General features: G+C 63.5%; 15 protein-coding genes. 8 read left to right on the forward strand and 7 right to left on the reverse strand.

Features of this window, described 5'->3' with window-relative positions; all coding sequences use genetic code 11:
- Positions 1–2 precede the first annotated feature (2 nt).
- The 4 genes from OZ911_RS05285 to OZ911_RS05300 all read left to right on the forward strand — a co-directional run bounded on the left by OZ911_RS05285 (position 3) and on the right by OZ911_RS05300 (position 3,688).
- On the forward strand, positions 3–1,307 hold the full coding sequence (locus tag OZ911_RS05285; protein ID WP_016485148.1) for a homoserine dehydrogenase: 1,305 nt from the start codon (positions 3–5) through the stop codon (positions 1,305–1,307).
- A 60-nt stretch (positions 1,308–1,367) separates the two neighbouring features.
- On the forward strand, positions 1,368–2,777 hold the full coding sequence (gene thrC, locus OZ911_RS05290) for a threonine synthase (protein WP_023047324.1): 1,410 nt from the start codon (positions 1,368–1,370) through the stop codon (positions 2,775–2,777).
- 131 nt (positions 2,778–2,908) lie between these two features.
- Positions 2,909–3,328: an ANTAR domain-containing protein gene (locus OZ911_RS05295; protein ID WP_023047323.1), complete on the forward strand. Its 420-nt coding sequence runs from the start codon at positions 2,909–2,911 to the stop codon at positions 3,326–3,328.
- Positions 3,329–3,406: 78 nt separating this feature from the next.
- Positions 3,407–3,688 (forward strand): DUF3509 domain-containing protein, encoded by a 282-nt coding sequence (locus OZ911_RS05300; protein WP_016485151.1) that lies wholly within the window; start codon positions 3,407–3,409, stop codon positions 3,686–3,688.
- Between the two features lie 172 nt (positions 3,689–3,860).
- Here OZ911_RS05300 and OZ911_RS05305 read toward each other — a convergent pair whose 3' ends face one another.
- Entirely contained in the window at positions 3,861–4,736 is an 876-nt protein-coding gene (locus OZ911_RS05305) for a TIGR02285 family protein (protein ID WP_016485152.1), read from the reverse strand.
- A gap of 21 nt (positions 4,737–4,757) precedes the next feature.
- A complete protein-coding gene (locus tag OZ911_RS05310; RefSeq protein ID WP_023047322.1) occupies positions 4,758–5,957 on the reverse strand; it encodes a CaiB/BaiF CoA transferase family protein in 1,200 nt (399 codons plus the stop codon).
- 131 nt (positions 5,958–6,088) lie between these two features.
- Between OZ911_RS05310 and OZ911_RS05315 the strand changes: the two genes are divergently transcribed.
- From OZ911_RS05315 to OZ911_RS05325, 3 genes are all read left to right on the forward strand, one after another.
- Entirely contained in the window at positions 6,089–6,631 is a 543-nt protein-coding gene (locus OZ911_RS05315) for a YaeQ family protein (RefSeq protein WP_016485154.1), read from the forward strand.
- Positions 6,632–6,639: 8 nt separating this feature from the next.
- Positions 6,640–8,349, forward strand: a complete 1,710-nt coding sequence (recJ, locus tag OZ911_RS05320) for a single-stranded-DNA-specific exonuclease RecJ (protein WP_070087081.1) — start codon at positions 6,640–6,642, stop codon at positions 8,347–8,349.
- Positions 8,350–8,834: 485 nt separating this feature from the next.
- Entirely contained in the window at positions 8,835–9,941 is a 1,107-nt protein-coding gene (locus OZ911_RS05325; protein WP_016485156.1) for an NADH:flavin oxidoreductase/NADH oxidase, read from the forward strand.
- A 116-nt stretch (positions 9,942–10,057) separates the two neighbouring features.
- On the opposite strand, the gene OZ911_RS05330 is transcribed toward OZ911_RS05325, so the two are convergent.
- The 5 genes from OZ911_RS05330 to ydcS all read right to left on the reverse strand — a co-directional run bounded on the left by OZ911_RS05330 (position 10,058) and on the right by ydcS (position 15,522).
- Complete coding sequence (locus OZ911_RS05330; protein ID WP_024717678.1) at positions 10,058–11,482, reverse strand: gamma-aminobutyraldehyde dehydrogenase; 1,425 nt, start codon at positions 11,480–11,482, stop codon at positions 10,058–10,060.
- 17 nt (positions 11,483–11,499) lie between these two features.
- Positions 11,500–12,306 carry an ABC transporter permease gene (locus OZ911_RS05335; protein WP_016485158.1) on the reverse strand — a complete coding sequence of 269 codons (807 nt, stop codon included), beginning with the start codon at positions 12,304–12,306 and terminating at the stop codon, positions 11,500–11,502.
- Positions 12,296–13,207: an ABC transporter permease gene (locus OZ911_RS05340; RefSeq protein WP_016485159.1), complete on the reverse strand. Its 912-nt coding sequence runs from the start codon at positions 13,205–13,207 to the stop codon at positions 12,296–12,298. Before OZ911_RS05340 ends, OZ911_RS05335 begins: the two co-directional genes overlap by 11 nt.
- Position 13,208: 1 nt before the next feature.
- A complete protein-coding gene (locus tag OZ911_RS05345; protein ID WP_268968582.1) occupies positions 13,209–14,240 on the reverse strand; it encodes an ABC transporter ATP-binding protein in 1,032 nt (343 codons plus the stop codon).
- Positions 14,241–14,370: 130 nt separating this feature from the next.
- Positions 14,371–15,522 carry a putative ABC transporter substrate-binding protein YdcS gene (gene ydcS, locus OZ911_RS05350; RefSeq protein WP_023049204.1) on the reverse strand — a complete coding sequence of 384 codons (1,152 nt, stop codon included), beginning with the start codon at positions 15,520–15,522 and terminating at the stop codon, positions 14,371–14,373.
- 216 nt (positions 15,523–15,738) lie between these two features.
- Between ydcS and OZ911_RS05355 the strand changes: the two genes are divergently transcribed.
- Positions 15,739–16,422 (forward strand): tellurite resistance TerB family protein, encoded by a 684-nt coding sequence (locus OZ911_RS05355; protein ID WP_060517554.1) that lies wholly within the window; start codon positions 15,739–15,741, stop codon positions 16,420–16,422.
- Positions 16,423–16,571: the final 149 nt, after the last annotated feature.

Here is a 16,571-nt window from a genome sequence, read left to right on the forward strand (position 1 = left end):
CAGTGAAACCGGTCAAAGTAGGCATCTGTGGGTTGGGGACCGTCGGTGGCGGAACCTTCAATGTACTTCAGCGCAACGCCGAGGAGATTGCCCGCCGTGCCGGGCGCGGTATTGAAGTGGCCCAGATCGCCATGCGCTCGCAGAACCCGAACTGCCAGATTACCGGTACCCCCATTACCGCTGACGTGTTCGAAGTTGCGAGCAACCCGGAGATCGATATCGTCATCGAGCTGATCGGTGGCTACACCATCGCCCGTGATCTGGTGCTCAAGGCCATCGAAAACGGCAAGCATGTGGTCACCGCCAACAAGGCGCTGATTGCCGTGCATGGTAACGAAATTTTTGCCAAGGCCCGCGAAAAGGGCGTGATCGTCGCCTTCGAAGCGGCCGTGGCGGGTGGCATCCCGGTGATCAAGGCCATCCGCGAAGGCCTGTCGGCCAACCGTATCAACTGGCTGGCCGGCATCATCAACGGCACCGGCAACTTCATCCTCACCGAAATGCGTGAGAAGGGCCGTGCCTTCCCGGACGTGCTGGCCGAAGCCCAGGCGCTGGGTTACGCCGAAGCCGACCCGACCTTCGACGTCGAAGGCATCGATGCCGCGCACAAGCTGACCATCCTGGCGTCGATCGCTTTCGGCATTCCGCTGCAGTTTGACAAGGCCTACACCGAAGGCATCACCCAGCTGACCACCGCTGACGTGAACTACGCCGAGGCCCTGGGTTACCGCATCAAGCACCTGGGCGTGGCGCGCCGCACCGCCGAAGGCATCGAGCTGCGCGTGCACCCGACGCTGATCCCGGCCGACCGCCTGATCGCCAACGTCAACGGTGTGATGAACGCCGTCATGGTCAACGGTGATGCTGCCGGTTCCACCTTGTATTACGGTGCTGGCGCCGGCATGGAGCCCACCGCTTCGTCGGTGGTCGGCGACCTGGTCGATGTGGTCCGCGCCATGACCTCCGACCCGGAAAACCGCGTACCGCACCTGGCCTTCCAGCCAGACTCGCTGTCGGCCCACCCGATCCTGCCGATCGAAGCCTGCAAAAGCGCCTACTACCTGCGCATCCAGGCCAAGGATCACCCAGGCGTACTGGCCCAGGTGGCCAGCATCCTGTCGGAGCGTGGCATCAACATCGAGTCGATCATGCAGAAGGAAGCCGAGGAGCAGGACGGCCTGGTGCCAATGATCCTCCTGACCCACGGCGTGGTCGAGCAGAGCATCAACGACGCCATCGTCGCCCTGGAAGCCCTGCAGGACGTGGTCGGCAAGGTCGTGCGCATCCGCGTCGAACAGCTCAACTAACAAACGAGTGCCGTCGGGCCGCCAGTGCGGCCCCGGCCCCAGCATTGAAGGTTTGCACCCATGCGCTATATCAGTACCCGCGGCCAGGCACCGGCCCTGAATTTCGAAGACGTGCTGCTGGCTGGCCTGGCCAGTGACGGCGGCCTGTACGTCCCCGAGAACCTGCCACGCTTTACCCAGGAAGAAATCGCCTCGTGGGCTGGCCTGCCGTACCACGAGCTGGCCTTCCGTGTGATGCGCCCGTTTGTTGAAGGCAGCATCGCCGACGCCGACTTCAAGAAGATCCTCGAAGAAACCTACGGCGAGTTCGCTCACGCTGCGGTCGCCCCGCTGCGTCAGCTGAACGGCAACGAGTGGGTGCTGGAGCTGTTCCACGGCCCGACCCTGGCGTTCAAGGACTTCGCCCTGCAACTGCTTGGCCGTCTGCTTGACCACGTGTTGGCCAAGCGTAACGAGCGCGTAGTGATCATCGGTGCCACCAGCGGTGATACCGGTTCCGCCGCCATCGAAGGCTGCCGCCGTTGCGACAACGTCGACATCTTCATCCTGCACCCGCACCAGCGCGTGTCTGAAGTGCAGCGCCGCCAGATGACCACCCTCTTCGGCGACAACATCCACAACATCGCCATCGAAGGCAACTTCGATGACTGCCAGGAAATGGTCAAGGCCAGCTTCGCTGACCAGTCGTTCCTCAAGGGCACCCGCCTGGTGGCAGTCAACTCGATCAACTGGGCGCGCATCATGGCCCAGATCGTCTACTACTTCCATGCAGCCCTGCAATTGGGTGGCCCGGCGCGTTCGGTGGCATTCTCGGTGCCAACCGGCAACTTCGGCGATATCTTCGCCGGTTACCTGGCGCGCAACATGGGCCTGCCGGTCAGCCAGCTGATCGTCGCCACCAACCGCAACGACATCCTGCACCGCTTCATGAGCGGCAATCAGTACGTCAAGGAAACCCTGCACGCGACCCTGTCGCCGTCGATGGACATCATGGTCTCGTCCAACTTCGAGCGCCTGCTGTTCGACCTGCACGGTCGCAACGGTGGGGCGATTGCCGAGCTGATGGACAGCTTCAAACAAGGTGGCGGCTTCAGCGTCGAGCAAGGCCGCTGGACCGAAGCCCGCAAGCTGTTCGACTCGCTGGCCGTGAGTGACGAGCAGACTTGCGAGACCATTGCCGAGGTCTTCGCCGCCACCGGTGAAGTGCTCGACCCGCATACCGCGATCGGGGTCAAGGCTGCCCGTGAGTGCCGCCGTAGCCTGGATACGCCAATGGTGGTGCTGGGTACCGCGCACCCGGTCAAGTTCCCGGAAGCGGTAGAGAAGGCGGGTGTAGGCAGGGCGCTGGAACTGCCGGCGCACCTCAGCGACCTGTTCAGCCGTGAAGAGCGTTGCACGGTGCTGGCCAATGACCTGAAAGCAGTCCAGGGCTTTGTCAGCCAGCACGGTAACCGCGGCAAGCCGCTGTAACTGCGTTGTCTTCTGGGGCCGCAACGCGGCTCCAGAAGCTCGGAATCTTCCCTCAAGCGTTTCAGAATAGTCCTATTCAGGCGCCTCAACGCGTAGCCTAAATTAGCCGGTCCTCTCACCAGGAGCGGCATATGCACCAGCCCTACGTGTTGATCCACCAGGCTCGCCCATCACACCAGATCATCCTGCACCAGGCCCTCAATGCCCAAGGCATGTTCAACGTGCGCATCAGCGCAAACGCAACCGACCTGGACGCCTGCCTGGCCGCTGAACGTGGGCCCGATCTGCTGATTCTTGACCATGCCATGCCAACCCGGGCGGGCCTTGCCTTGCTCGCACGGCAGCATCGATCACGTGCGCTGTTGTTCGTCGGCCAAGCCACTCCCAAACACCAGGACCTTGCCCAGGCGGCAAGAAATCGGGGCCTTTGGGTGCTCGCCGAACTCCCCTGGCCGCTTTCTACCACACGCCTGCAGCGTGCCTTGCAAGCGCTGCAAGCCCGCCCGTGGCGGCGTATTCAAACTGTCACGTCTGCCACGCATGCTCACTGAAACTGCGCGGCATGACGAACTTTGCGCTGCGCTTGTTGGTCAGTTCCTTTAGATCCCACCACGCAGCGAGTGACCCGGATGGAAAGAATCTGCAAACTGCTCAACGAAGCCCTGACGCCTTACCAGGCCCAGCTCGGCGTTGCCGATGCCAGCGGTAATCGCCAATTGACCCTGCACGACCGTGTCGCCGGCATTACGCTACGGCGCACGGTCAGCGAGCGTCAGTTGCAGGAGCAGCGCCTGTTGATCGATCTGGTAGATGGCCTGCACCGTGACTTGCAGATCGCCGAAGGGCGTTTGCAGCCCTGTGTGATCGCGGCGCTGCAGCAGCGTCAGGAACCGAGGGGAACCTTTGCCTGAGTAGTTCATCAGACAGTGTAAGGGTAGCCAGCCAGTGCTTTGCTCCGGTGCTGGCAAGGCTGCCTCGGGAAGCCTCAATGGCTTTCGCTTGGCCCCGGGCGTCTTCCCCAGCGTCCGGGGTTTCTTTTTTCCGGTAAGGCTTTTACAGGCCCCAGGCATGCTGATCAACCGGCTATTGGTCTTCGAAGAAGTGCTTGCTTTCTTCCAGGTAGTCTTCATGCAGCGCCGGGTCCAGCCAGCGCGCGTACCACTGCGGCAACACATTCCGGCGCAGTGCAGGCAAGAGCTGGTCGATATGCGCGATCGCTGCGCGCCCTAGCGGGCTGTCCGAGCAACCTACATGCAAAAACTGGTAGCGCGCCACCCCCTGCACAGGATGAAACTGGTAATCCGCCAGTGAGCCCCCTTGCTGCTGAATCAGATAACGCACTTCCGGCCAGTACCCGAGCACCATGCGCAGGCGCCCCAGCTGTTGCATCTGCAGCAGGTTGGCGGTGGCATCATTGCCGTAATGGCGGCTGAGCACGCTGTCGGGCAACTGGCGCAGGATGGCGTCAATCTGGGTGCCGTAGCTGCGCTCGGCAACAATTCCGAGCTTCAGCGAGTCGTTGCTCAGCAGGCCATGCAGGTCTACCTGCTGCCCGTCGAGGTAGGGTGCCACCAGCGCCTGGTTTTCCTGGCGCAGCACCAGGCCACCGCTGAGCACGCCCAGCGATGGCATGGAAAAGCGCACATATTCGGCACGTTCCGCGGTCCATAGCAGTGTCGGGTCGCAGGTGAAGCTGTTGCGGTCTTGCAGCATCTGGATGCCGCGGGCGCGGTTGACCCGTACGATGCTGTGGTCGTATTCAGGCATCTGCCCGATGAGCAGCGGCAACAACTGGTCGATTACCCCTTGGCCTTTTTCCGTGCCGTGAAAAATGGTGAAGGGCGGCAGGTCACGTACCAGCCAGACGATGCGTTCTTTGGCACTGACCGGCTGCAGGAGCAATGCGGGCAGTAGCCCGCACAGCAGGATCAGGTGGCGTAACCCGCGGGCAGCGCGCATGGGCGAGGGCGGCGACAGGCGTCAGACCGCGCCGGCTTCGCGCAGGCCGGCAATGGCCGCCGCGTCATAGCCCAGGCGGGTAAGCAGTGCTTCGGTATGTTCGCCCAGCGCCGGGCCGACCCACTCGGTGGAACCAGGCGTATCCGACAGCTTGGGCACGATGCCCGGCATGCGGAATGGCTTGCCGTCCGGCAGCTTGGCTTGCAAGAACATCTCCCGCGCCAGGTACTGCGGGTCCTTGAACATGTCCTCGGCCGAATAGATACGGCTGGCGGGCACTTCGGCCGTGGTCAGTACCTGCATCAATTGCTCCAGGGGCAGGCTGTTGGCCCAGCGGTCGATCACCCCGTACAGTTCGTCTCGGCGCAGGTCACGGCCATCGTTGCTGGCCAAGGTCGGGTCTTCTGCCAGGTCGGCACGGCCGATGGCCTGCATGAAGCGCTTGAAGATTGCATCGCCGTTGGCGCCGATCTGCACGTGCTTGCCGTCGGCGCTGGTATGGATCGAGGAGGGCGTGATACCCGGCATGATGTTGCCGGTGCGCTCGCGGATAAAGCCGAACACATCGAATTCCGGGACCATGCTTTCCATCATGGCGAAAATCGCCTCGTACAGCGCCACGTCCACCACCTGGCCCTGGCCGCCATTGACTTCACGGTGGCGCAGCGCCATCAGCGCGCCGATTACCCCCCACAAGGCGGCAATCGAGTCACCGATGGAAATGCCCGTGCGCACCGGCGGGCGGTCGTCGAAGCCGGTGATGTAGCGCAAACCGCCCATCGACTCGCCCACGGCGCCAAAGCCCGGCTGGTCTTTCATCGGCCCGGTCTGGCCAAAGCCCGAAAGGCGCACCATCACCAGGCCCGGGTTCAGCGCATGCAGCACATCCCAGCCCAGGCCGAGCTTTTCCAGCACGCCCGGGCGGAAGTTCTCGATCAGGATGTCGGCGTCGGCCAGCAGGCGCTTCAGAATCTCGCGGCCCTCGGGGTGCTTGAGGTTGAGGGTGAGCGATTGCTTGTTGCGCGCCTGCACGAACCACCACAGCGAAGTGCCCTCGTACAGCTTGCGCCACTTGCGCAACGGGTCGCCGCCGTCGGGGGATTCGACCTTGATCACCTCGGCGCCGAATTCGGCACAGATGCGCGAGGCAAACGGCCCGGCAATCAGGGTGCCAAGTTCGACAACTTTGAGGCCGGCGAGGGGTTTGCTGGGCGTCGACATGGGGTATCCGTGGCAGCTGGGCAGAGCCGTGGTTTTATCACACGTCGGTTTCGCCGGGTACTGCTGCGGCGCATGGAGAGAGCGGATGGGTTAGACTGTGCCACTTTTCTTTTGCACGAAGCCCGTCGACCATGGCCCAGCCGTCCACCACCTACAAGTTCGAATTGAATCTGACCGACCTTGATCGCAATGTCTACGAAAGCGTCAAGCAGACCATTGCCCGCCATCCTTCGGAAACGGAAGAGCGTATGGCGGTTCGTCTGTTGGCGTACGCGCTCTGGTACAACGAGAACTTGTCGTTTGGCCGCGGTCTTTCGGATGTCGATGAGCCGGCGCTGTGGGAAAAGAGCCTGGATGATCGCGTGTTGCACTGGATCGAAGTTGGCCAGCCAGACGCCGACCGCCTGACCTGGTGCTCGCGCCGTACCGAACGCACCAGCCTGCTGGCCTATGGCAGCCTGCGTGTGTGGGAAGGCAAGGTGGTAGGTGCCGTGAAGAACCTGAAAAACCTGAACATCGCTGCCGTGCCTCAGGAGGTGCTGGAGACGCTGGCTACCGACATGCCGCGCAGCATCAAGTGGGACGTGATGATCAGTGAAGGTACGGTGTTCGTGACCGATGACCGTGGCCAGCACGAGGTGCAACTGCAGTGGCTGCTCGGTGAGCGTGGCTGAAGCGACCTATGCGTATCGAACCTCGCCCCCTGCCGCCGACACTGCCATTTCTGGGTAACTTGCCACCCTTGCTGACCCGTCTGTACGCCGCGCGCGGCGTACAGTGCGAGGCCGAGCTCGACAAAAGCCTGGCGCGCCTGCTGCCGTACCAGCAACTCAAGGGCATCGAGGCCGGTGTCGACCTGCTGGTCGAGGCGCTGGACCAGCGCCAGCGCATTCTTATCGTTGGCGATTTCGATGCCGATGGCGCCACGGCCAGCACCGTCGGGGTGCTGGGCCTGCGGCTGCTGGGTGCGGCCCACGTCGATTACCTGGTGCCCAACCGCTTCGAATACGGCTATGGCCTGACCCCGGAAATCGTCGAGGTGGCGCTGCAGCGTCAGCCGCAACTGCTGATCACCGTGGACAATGGTATTTCCAGCGTCGAGGGTGTGGCGGCAGCCAAGGCCGCCGGGCTCAAGGTGCTGGTCACTGACCACCACCTGCCAGGCCAGCAACTGCCCGATGCCGACGCTATCATCAACCCCAACCAGCCTGGCTGTACGTTCCCGAGCAAGGCGCTGGCCGGGGTAGGGGTGATCTTCTATGTGCTGATGGCCCTGCGCGCGCGCCTGCGCAGCCTGGGGCGCTATGAGACGCAAGCACAGCCGAACATCGGCGAGCTGCTCGACCTGGTCGCGTTGGGCAGCGTTGCCGACGTGGTACCGCTGGATGCCAACAACCGCATCCTGGTGCATCAGGGCCTTGAGCGCATCCGCGCCGGTCGCGCCCGCCCAGGGCTTAAAGCAATTCTCGAAGTGGCCCGCCGCGATCACCGGCGTATCACCTCGACTGACCTTGGCTTCATCCTCGGCCCGCGGCTGAACGCCGCCGGTCGCCTGGACGACATGAGCCTGGGCATCGAGTGCCTGCTGTGCGAAGACGCGGCGCTGGCCCAGGACATGGCCCAGCAGCTTGACGAGTTGAACCAGGACCGCAAGTCCATCGAGCAGGGCATGCAACGCGAGGCCCTGGCCCAGCTCAGGGACCTGCCGGTGGAGTCCATGCCGTATGGGTTGTGCCTGTTCGATGCCGACTGGCACCAGGGCGTGATCGGTATTCTGGCTTCGCGGCTGAAAGAGCGTTACCACCGGCCTACCATCGCCTTCGCCGATGCCGGTGAAGGCATGCTCAAAGGGTCGGCGCGGTCGGTACCAGGCTTCCACATCCGCGATGCACTGGATGCCGTGGCGGCGCGCCACCCACAACTGATCAGCAAGTTCGGCGGCCACGCCATGGCTGCGGGCTTATCGTTGCCTGAGGGTAATTTCCCGGCCTTTGCCGAGGCGTTTGACGAAGAAGTGCGTCGTCAGCTGCGTGAGGAAGACCTGACAGGCCGGCTGTTGTCAGATGGCAGCCTGGCCGTGGAGGAATTTCACCTCGACCTGGCCAAGGCCCTGCGCCATGCCGGGCCTTGGGGCCAGCATTTTCCTGAGCCGCTGTTTCATGGCGTGTTCCAGTTGGTGGAGCAGCGCGTGGTGGGCGAGCGGCACCTGAAGGTGGTGCTCAAGAGCGAATGTGGCTCGGTGCGACTGGATGGCATTGCTTTTGGCGTCGACCGCGAAGTGTGGCCGAACCCGACCGTGCGCTGGGTCGAACTGGCGTACAAGCTGGATGTGAACGAGTTTCGTGGCAACGAAAGTGTGCAGTTGATGATTGCCCACATGGAGCCGCGCTGACGGGGTCGCTGGGCTTGCCTTGAGTTGTTTGGTGTGGCGGAAATCGAGCGCCGCCCGCGCGGCGCATCGCGACGCAAGGCCGCTCCCACATTTGTTGCAACGTGCCAAACCTGCAAGGCCATGGTTGCGCGCCTTGTTGGTCTGACGATGCCTGTGCGCTGACGCTGTTATCGCTCCACCAGCCTTCCGTCATGCGCCAAGGCTGCCAACCATGGCCTCACAGACATGGCCACGTTGCAACAAATGTGGGAGCGGCCTTGCGTCGCGATGCGCCGCGCGGGCGGCGCTCGATCTCACCGGCGACATCACTTTCGAGCCTGACACCCGCACCCCACCCGCACCCCACCCGCACTCCACCCAAAATCCCATGGAACCTCCCCCCCACCCATTCTGGTCTAGTCTGAAGTTATGACCGGACCTGGGCCAGGGACGTGCAATTGAGTGCCCGGGCCGGATCACCATTGGAGTTCTTGGGAGGTGCCCTCATGAGCCTGCTGCTCGAGCCTTACACCCTGCGTCAGCTGACCCTGCCCAACCGCATCGCCGTATCGCCGATGTGCCAGTATTCCGCCATCGATGGCCTGGCCAACGACTGGCACCTTGTCCATTTAGGCAGCCGTGCGGTGGGTGGCGCGGGTTTGGTGATCACGGAAGCCGTGGCGGTTACTGCCGATGGCCGCATCACCGCCGAAGACCTCGGCCTGTGGGACGATGCCCAGATTGCACCGCTGCAACGCATCACCCGTTTCATTACCGCCCAGGGGGCCGTGCCGGGCATACAATTGGCGCACGCCGGGCGCAAGGCCAGTACCTACCGCCCATGGCTGGGCAAACAGGGCAGTGTGAAAGTCGAAGAGGGAGGCTGGCAGCCAGTAGGCCCATCGAAGATCGCCTTCGACCCGCAACACACAGCGCCACACGAGCTGACCCAGGACGAGATCCAGGGCGTAATCGCGGCCTTTGTCGCCTCGACTGAGCGCGCCTTGAAGGCCGGTTTCAAGGTGGTCGAAATACACGCCGCCCATGGTTACCTGCTGCATCAGTTCCTGTCACCGTTGAGCAACCAGCGCCGCGACGAGTACGGCAGTTGCTTTGAAAACCGTATCCGCCTGACCCTGCAGGTGGTCGAGGCCGTGCGCACGGTGTGGCCTGCCGAATTGCCGCTATTGGTGCGGGTTTCGGCAACCGATTGGGTCGAGGATGGCTGGAACCCGGATGAAACTGTCGAACTGGCTCGTCGCCTGCGAGGGTTGGGTGTGGACCTGATCGATGTGTCCTCTGGCGGTACCTCGGTAAACGCCGAGATCCCCACCGGCCCCGGCTACCAGACCCGCTTCGCCGAACGTGTGCGCAAGGAATCGGAAATTGCCACCGGCACCGTGGGCATGATCACCGAACCGGCCCAGGCCGAACACATTCTGCGCACTGGCCAGGCCGACCTCATCTTCCTCGCCCGCGAACTGCTGCGCGACCCGTACTGGCCACTGCACGCCGACGACGACCTGGGCGGCAACAAGGCCACCTGGCCTGCGCAGTACCAGCGCGCGACCAGCCGCGCCAACCCGATTCACGAGTCCGATTTGCGCGACTAGCGTACCGGCCTGCGGGTGATTTGCGAAATTTTGTGCAGGGCAGAAATCGAGCGCCGCCCGCGCGGCGCTCGATCTCGTAGGCGCCACAACTCTAACGACAGACTCCAACGCTTTCCTCAATGCTTGATCATCACATGCCGCACGCAGGTGTAGTCCTCCAGCCCATACATCGACATATCCTTCCCATACCCTGAATGCTTCTGCCCGCCATGGGGCATTTCGCTGACCAGCATGAAGTGGGTATTCACCCAGGTGCAGCCGTACTGCAAGCGCGCCGCCAGGCGGTGGGCGCGGCCGGTGTCGCGGGTCCACACCGATGAGGCAAGGCCGTAGTTGGAGTCGTTGGCCCATTCCAGCGCCTGCGCTTCGTCTTTAAAGCGCGTGACCGAGACCACTGGGCCGAATACTTCGTTGCGCACGATCTCGTCGTCCTGCAGGGCGTCGGCCAGCACGGTCGGCTCGAAGTAGAAACCATTGCCCTCAATCGCCTTGCCACCCGTCACCAGGCGAATGTGCGGTTGGGCGATGGCCCGCTGCACCAGCCCGGCGACCTTGTCGCGGTGCTGGGCACTGATCAGCGGCCCCAGTTCGGTGTCCTCGGCCTCCTGCAGGCCAGGTTTCAGGCTCGCTACTGCTGCACCCAGGCCCTCGACGAAGCGGTCGTAGATACCGTCCTGCACATAAAGGCGACAGGCTGCGGTGCAGTCCTGGCCGGCGTTGTAGAAGCCGAACGTGCGGATGCCGTCGATGGCGGCGTCGATGTCAGCATCATCAAACACCAGCACAGGCGCCTTGCCACCCAGCTCCATGTGCATGCGTTTCACGCTGTCGGCGGTGGCGCTGATGATGTGCGCGCCCGTGGGGATGGAGCCTGTCAGCGACACCATGCGCACCTTGGGATGGCTGACCAGCGGGTTGCCGACGGTCTGGCCGCGGCCAAAGAGAATGTTCAGCACGCCCGGCGGCAGCAGGTCCTGGGCCAGTTCACCCAGTCGCAAGGCGGTCAGCGGGGTCAGTTCGGAGGGTTTGATCACCACCGTGTTGCCGGCTGCCAAGGCCGGCGCGATCTTCCAGGCCAGCATCATCAACGGGTAGTTCCAGGGTGCGATGGAGGCCACCACACCCAACGGGTCGCGACGGATCATCGAGGTGTGGCCCGGCAGATATTCGCCGGCCGCCGAGCCGCCCAGGCAGCGCGCCGCACCGGCAAAGTAGCGGAACACATCGGCAATCGCCGGGATTTCGTCGTTCAGCGCCGCGCTGAGGGGCTTGCCGCAGTTCTGCGATTCCAGCCGGGCCAGTTCATCGCCATGGGCTTCGATGGCGTCCGCCAGCGCCAGCAAGGTTTGCGAGCGGTCCTTGGGGCTGGTTTGCGACCAGCTGTCGAAGGCTTGGTCGGCGGCGCGCACGGCGCTGTCCACCTGGGCCTCGGTGGCTTCGTTGATTTGCGCCAGGGCCGTACCCAGCGCCGGGTTGAGCACGGTCCAGGCCGGGCCTTGACCTGCGACCAGCTGGCCATTGATCAGCATCTGCGTTTGCATCGGGGGCTCCTCCAGTGTCATTTGCCACTGCCCGCGACGCTTTCGCCGCCGCGGGTCAGGTAATAGGCGCCAAGGATTGGCAGCATGGTCACCAGCATCACCAGCATGGCGACCACGTTGGTCACCGGCACGTCGCGCGGTCGGCTCAGCTGGTTGAGCAGCCAGATCGGCAGGGTGCGTTCGTGGCCGGCGGTGAAGGTGGTGACGATGATTTCATCGAACGACAGGGCAAAAGCCAGCATGCCGCCGGCCAGCAGCGCCGAGCCGAGGTTGGGCAGGATGATGTAGCGGAAGGTCTGCCAGCCATCGGCGCCCAGGTCCATCGACGCTTCGATCAGGTTTTGCGAGGTGCGCCGCAGGCGGGCGATCACGTTGTTGTAGACAATCACCACGCAGAACGTGGCGTGGCCGACCACGATGGTGAACACCCCGGGCTCTATCCCCAAGGTCTTGAACGCCGAGAGCAGGGCGATGCCGGTGATGATGCCGGGCAAGGCAATGGGCAGGATCAGCATCAGCGAAATGCTCTCTTTGCCGAAGAAGTTGCGCCGATACAGTGCGACTGACGCCAGTGTGCCGAGCACCAGGGCAATCAGCGTGGCCAGGCAGGCCACCTGCAGCGACAGCTTGATCGCCTCCAGCACATCGGGTCGGGCGAAGGCCACACCAATCCATTTCAGGGTGAAGCCCTTGGGCGGGAAGCTGAATGCCGCGTCTTCGGTGTTGAAGGCGTACAGGAAGATGATCAGGATCGGGAAATGCAGGAACAGCAGCCCGCCCCAAGCCGCCAGGCGCAGCCCTGTAGACGCTTTTTCAGAGTGCATCGAAGGCCCCCAGGCGCTTGACGATGGACAGGTACACCGCAATCAGCACGATGGGCACCAAGGTGAACGCGGCGGCCATCGGCATGTTGCCGATCGCCCCTTGCTGGGCATAGACCATGCTGCCGATGAAGTAGCCGGGCGGGCCGACCAGCTGCGGCACGATGAAGTCACCCAGGGTTAGCGAGAAGGTGAAGATCGAGCCGGCGGCGATGCCCGGGATCGACAGCGGCAGGATCACTTGCAAAAAGGTTTGCCCAGGCCGTGCGCCAAGGTCTGCCGAGGCTTGCAGCAGCGAAGGCGGCAGGCGCTCCAGCGCGGCCTGGATCGGCAGGATCATGAACGGCAGCCAGATGTACACGAATACCATGAAGCGCCCCAGGTGGGAGGTCGACAGCGTGCTGCCGCCCACACCGGGCACGGCCAGCAGCGCTTGCAGCAGGCCATCCAGGTGCAACTGCTGGACAAACCACTGGGCCACGCCGCCCTTGGCCAGCAGCAGGGTCCAGGCGTAGGTCTTGACGATGTAGCTGGCCCACATCGGCATCATCACCGCGATGTAGAAAAATGCCTTGGTCTTGCCGCTGGTATAGCGCGCCATGTAATAGGCGATGGGGAAGGCCAGTACCGCGCTGGCCAGCGACACTGCCACCGCCATGCCCAGGGTGCGCAGAATGATGTCGAAGTTCGACGGGTTGAACAGCGCGGCGAAGTTGCCCAGGGTCAGGTCCGGGGTCACCGCCATGGTGAAGTCGTCGAAGGTATAGAAGCCTTGCCACAGCAAGTTCAGCAACGAGCCCAGGTAGATTGCGCCGAACCAGGTCAGCGGGGGTATGAGCAGCAGTGCCAGGTAAAGGTTTGGGCGCCGGTACAGCAGGTTGGCCAGGCTGCGCAGTGTGCTCATTTCAGTGGGCCTCGGTTTCCTGCAGCACTGTCATGGCATCGCGTGGCCAGTGTGCCCGCACCCGTTGCCCGGGCTGCCAGGGGTGGGCTTGTGCTTGCCAGCGGTCGTTGGCCTGGCTTACCGCCAACAGCTGGCCACTGTCCAGTTGCAGCTCGTAGCGGGTGGCGCTGCCCTGGTACTGGATATCGCGCAACAGGCCGCTTACCTGCACTTCGTGGCTGGTCACCACAAGGTCGCCCAGGCGGATGTGCTCGGGGCGGATGGAGAAGGGCGCCGGGCTGCCGTTGAGCTGCATGGCCAGCTCGCCACGCACTACGTTGGACGTGCCGACGAATTCTGCGACGAAGGGGGTGGCGGGCTTCATGTACAGATTGCGCTGTGTGTCGACCTGTTCGATACGGCCGCGGTTGAACACCGCGACCCGGTCGGACATCGACAGGGCCTCGGTCTGGTCGTGGGTGACGAAGATGAAGGTGATGCCCAGCTGGCGTTGCAGCTTTTTCAGCTCGCCCTGCATCTGTTCGCGCAACTTAAGGTCCAGTGCGCCCAGCGGCTCATCCAGCAGCAATACCCGTGGGCGGTTGACCAGGGCGCGGGCCAGGGCCACGCGCTGGCGCTGGCCGCCAGACAGCTGCGCTGGCTTGCGCGCGCCATAGCCGGCCAGGGCCACCATGGCCAATGCTTCTTCGGCGCGGTTGTGGCGTTCGGCCTTGGCCACGCCTTTTACCTTCAGGCCGTAGGCGATGTTGTCCAGGACATTCATGTGCGGGAACAGGGCGTAGTCCTGGAACACAGTGTTGACGTCGCGCAGGTAGGGCGGCACCCCAGCGGCCTCGACACCGTGGATGCGGATCGAGCCGCTGGTGGGTTGCTCGAAGCCGGCGATCAGGCGCAGGCAGGTGGTCTTGCCCGAACCTGAAGGGCCGAGCATGGAGAAGAACTCGCCATCGATGATGTCGATGCTGACCTGGTCGACGGCCTTGACCTCGCCGAAGGTGCGGCAAACCTGGGTGAACTGGACGGCTAGGGGCATGCGTGGGCTCCGGACATCGATGTTTCTCCTGTTCCGGCCCCTTCGCGGGCAAGCCCGCTCCTACAGGCGGTGATCAGCCTGTGGGAGCGGGCTTGCCCGCGAAGGGGCCAGTACAGGCATTCAGGCAACCTCAGCGCCCACCCATGATCGCAATGTAATCCTGGGTCCAGCGGCTATACGGCACGAACTTGCCCCCCTGGGCCTGCGGGGTCTTCCAGAAGGCAATCTTGTCGAAATTGTCGAAACCGTTGGTCTTGCAACCTTCGGCCCCCAACAGTTCGCTGCCGGTGCATGCCGCCGGCACCGCCGGCAACGAGCCGAACCAGGCCGCCACATCACCTTGCACCTTCGGCTGCAATGACCAATCCATCCACTTGTAGGCGCAGTTGGGGTGCTTGGCTTCGCTGTGCAGCATGGTGGTGTCGGCCCAGCCGGTCGCGCCTTCCTTGGGAATGGTCGAGGCCACCGGCTGGTTTTCGCCCTTCAGGCCATTGACCATGTAACCCCAGGAGCTGGAGGCGACAACGCCTTCGTTCTTCACATCACTCATCTGCACCGTGGCGTCATGCCAGTAACGATGGATCAGCGGTTGCTGCTGGCGCAGCAGTTCCAGCACGGCCTTGTATTGCTCCTCGTTCAGCTCGTAGGGGTCCTTGATGCCCAGTTCGGGCTTGGTGGACTTCAGGTACAGCGCCGCGTCGGCGATATAGATCGGCCCGTCGTAGGCCTGCACGCGGCCCTTGTTGGGCTTGCCGTCGGGCAGGTTCTGCGGCTCGAACACCACACCCCAGCTGGTGGGGGCCTGCTTGAAGGTATTGGTGTTGTAAAGCAGCACGTTCGGCCCCCACTGGTATGGCGTGCCGTACACTTGATTGTCGACCACGTACCAGCCACCGTTCTGCAGGCGCGGGTCGATGTTCTTCCAGTTGGGGATCAGGGCGGTGTTGATCGGCTGCACGCGCTTGCCCACGATCAGCCGCAGCGAGGCATCGCCCGAGGCGGTGACCAGGTCATAACCGCCCTTGGTCATCAGGCTGACCATCTCGTCCGAGGTGGCGGCGGTCTTCACACTGACCTTGCAGCCGGTTTCCTTCTCGAAGCCGGTCACCCAGTCATAGGCCTTGTCGCTTTCACCGCGCTCGATATAGCCGGGCCAGGCGACGATATCCAGGCGCCCCTCGCCAGGCCCCAGGGCCTTGGGCGGTTCGGCAGCCTGCAGGCTGGCGCTGGCCAGCACGGCACCGGTCATGGCGCCGAGCAATGCGGTCTTGTGCACTGACATGGTGTTCCCTCTTTTTGGAGATCTTGTTCGGGGCAGTCATCAAGCAAGCCGTGAAGCAATTGTTATAAGCGTAGTGCGATCGCGCGAGGTATTGGCGATATCGAGTCTAGTTGGCTTTTTGCCAGCCAATGCAACATCCGGAAGCAAATCCGCGATGGCGTGCGTTCGGGCAAGCCTTACTCTGGCGGTTGAATCTTCTTGCGTGGAGACACATGAATGAACACTCGGGGCTTGCTTGATCAACTCCTCAAATCCGGCCAGCAGATGCTCGAAAAACAGGGGGGCGCCAACACGTCCAGCAGCGCTGGCGGTGGGCTTGGCGGGCTGTTGTCCGGTGCCGGTGGCGGCCTGTTGGGTGGCGGCGCTCTGGGCTTGTTGCTGGGCAGCAAGAAAGCCCGAAAATACGGCGGCAAAGCCCTGACCTATGGTGGCCTGGCCGCGCTGGGAGTGCTCGCCTACAAAGCCTACGGCAACTGGCAGGCCAATCAGCGCGGGGCCGCAGCCGAGCCGCAAACCGTCGACCGCCTGCCGCCTGCACAGGTCGAGCAGCACAGCCAGGCGGTGCTGCGGGCGCTGGTGGCGGCGGCCAAGTCCGATGGCCATATCGACGAGCGCGAACGGGCGCTGATCGAGGGCGAGTTCACCCGCCTGGACAGCGACCGCGAGCTGCAGCACTGGCTGCACGCCGAGCTGAACAAGCCGCTGGACCCGGCCGAAGTGGCCCGCGCCGCGCAAACGCCGGAAATGGCCGCCGAGATGTACCTGGCCAGCGTGATGATGGTCGACCAGGAAAACTACATGGAACGTGCCTACCTCGACGAACTGGCCCGCCAACTGCGCCTGGACCCAGGCTTGCGTCAGGAGCTGGAAAGCCAGGTACGGCTTGCTGCGGGCCAATAACTGGGGGCTGCGTCGCAGCCCATCGCCGGCAAGCCAGCTCCCACAGGGTTATCACAACCTTCGACATTTCGCTGATACCTGTGGGAGCGGGCGTGCCCGCGAAGGGCTGCACAGCAGCCCCAGTGACATGTCCATCAGCAGGTATGCCT

It is taken from the genome of Pseudomonas fortuita (assembly GCF_026898135.2).
Taxonomy (GTDB): Bacteria; Pseudomonadota; Gammaproteobacteria; order Pseudomonadales; family Pseudomonadaceae; genus Aquipseudomonas; species Aquipseudomonas fortuita.

What these genes read in the sequence shown, in the direction of transcription:
- OZ911_RS05305 (WP_016485152.1), bottom strand. Translation starts at nt 4,736, where the DNA reads ATGCGCGCTGCCCGCGGGTTACGCCACCTGATCCTGCTGTGCGGGCTA.
- ydcS (WP_023049204.1), bottom strand. Translation starts at nt 15,522, where the DNA reads ATGTCAGTGCACAAGACCGCATTGCTCGGCGCCATGACCGGTGCCGTG.
- OZ911_RS05345 (WP_268968582.1), bottom strand. Translation starts at nt 14,240, where the DNA reads ATGCCCCTAGCCGTCCAGTTCACCCAGGTTTGCCGCACCTTCGGCGAG.
- OZ911_RS05295 (WP_023047323.1), top strand. Translation starts at nt 2,909, where the DNA reads ATGCACCAGCCCTACGTGTTGATCCACCAGGCTCGCCCATCACACCAG.
- OZ911_RS05340 (WP_016485159.1), bottom strand. Translation starts at nt 13,207, where the DNA reads ATGAGCACACTGCGCAGCCTGGCCAACCTGCTGTACCGGCGCCCAAAC.
- OZ911_RS05325 (WP_016485156.1), top strand. Translation starts at nt 8,835, where the DNA reads ATGAGCCTGCTGCTCGAGCCTTACACCCTGCGTCAGCTGACCCTGCCC.
- OZ911_RS05315 (WP_016485154.1), top strand. Translation starts at nt 6,089, where the DNA reads ATGGCCCAGCCGTCCACCACCTACAAGTTCGAATTGAATCTGACCGAC.
- OZ911_RS05310 (WP_023047322.1), bottom strand. Translation starts at nt 5,957, where the DNA reads ATGTCGACGCCCAGCAAACCCCTCGCCGGCCTCAAAGTTGTCGAACTT.
- OZ911_RS05300 (WP_016485151.1), top strand. Translation starts at nt 3,407, where the DNA reads ATGGAAAGAATCTGCAAACTGCTCAACGAAGCCCTGACGCCTTACCAG.
- OZ911_RS05355 (WP_060517554.1), top strand. Translation starts at nt 15,739, where the DNA reads ATGAACACTCGGGGCTTGCTTGATCAACTCCTCAAATCCGGCCAGCAG.
- recJ (WP_070087081.1), top strand. Translation starts at nt 6,640, where the DNA reads ATGCGTATCGAACCTCGCCCCCTGCCGCCGACACTGCCATTTCTGGGT.
- OZ911_RS05335 (WP_016485158.1), bottom strand. Translation starts at nt 12,306, where the DNA reads ATGCACTCTGAAAAAGCGTCTACAGGGCTGCGCCTGGCGGCTTGGGGC.
- OZ911_RS05330 (WP_024717678.1), bottom strand. Translation starts at nt 11,482, where the DNA reads ATGCAAACGCAGATGCTGATCAATGGCCAGCTGGTCGCAGGTCAAGGC.
- thrC (WP_023047324.1), top strand. Translation starts at nt 1,368, where the DNA reads ATGCGCTATATCAGTACCCGCGGCCAGGCACCGGCCCTGAATTTCGAA.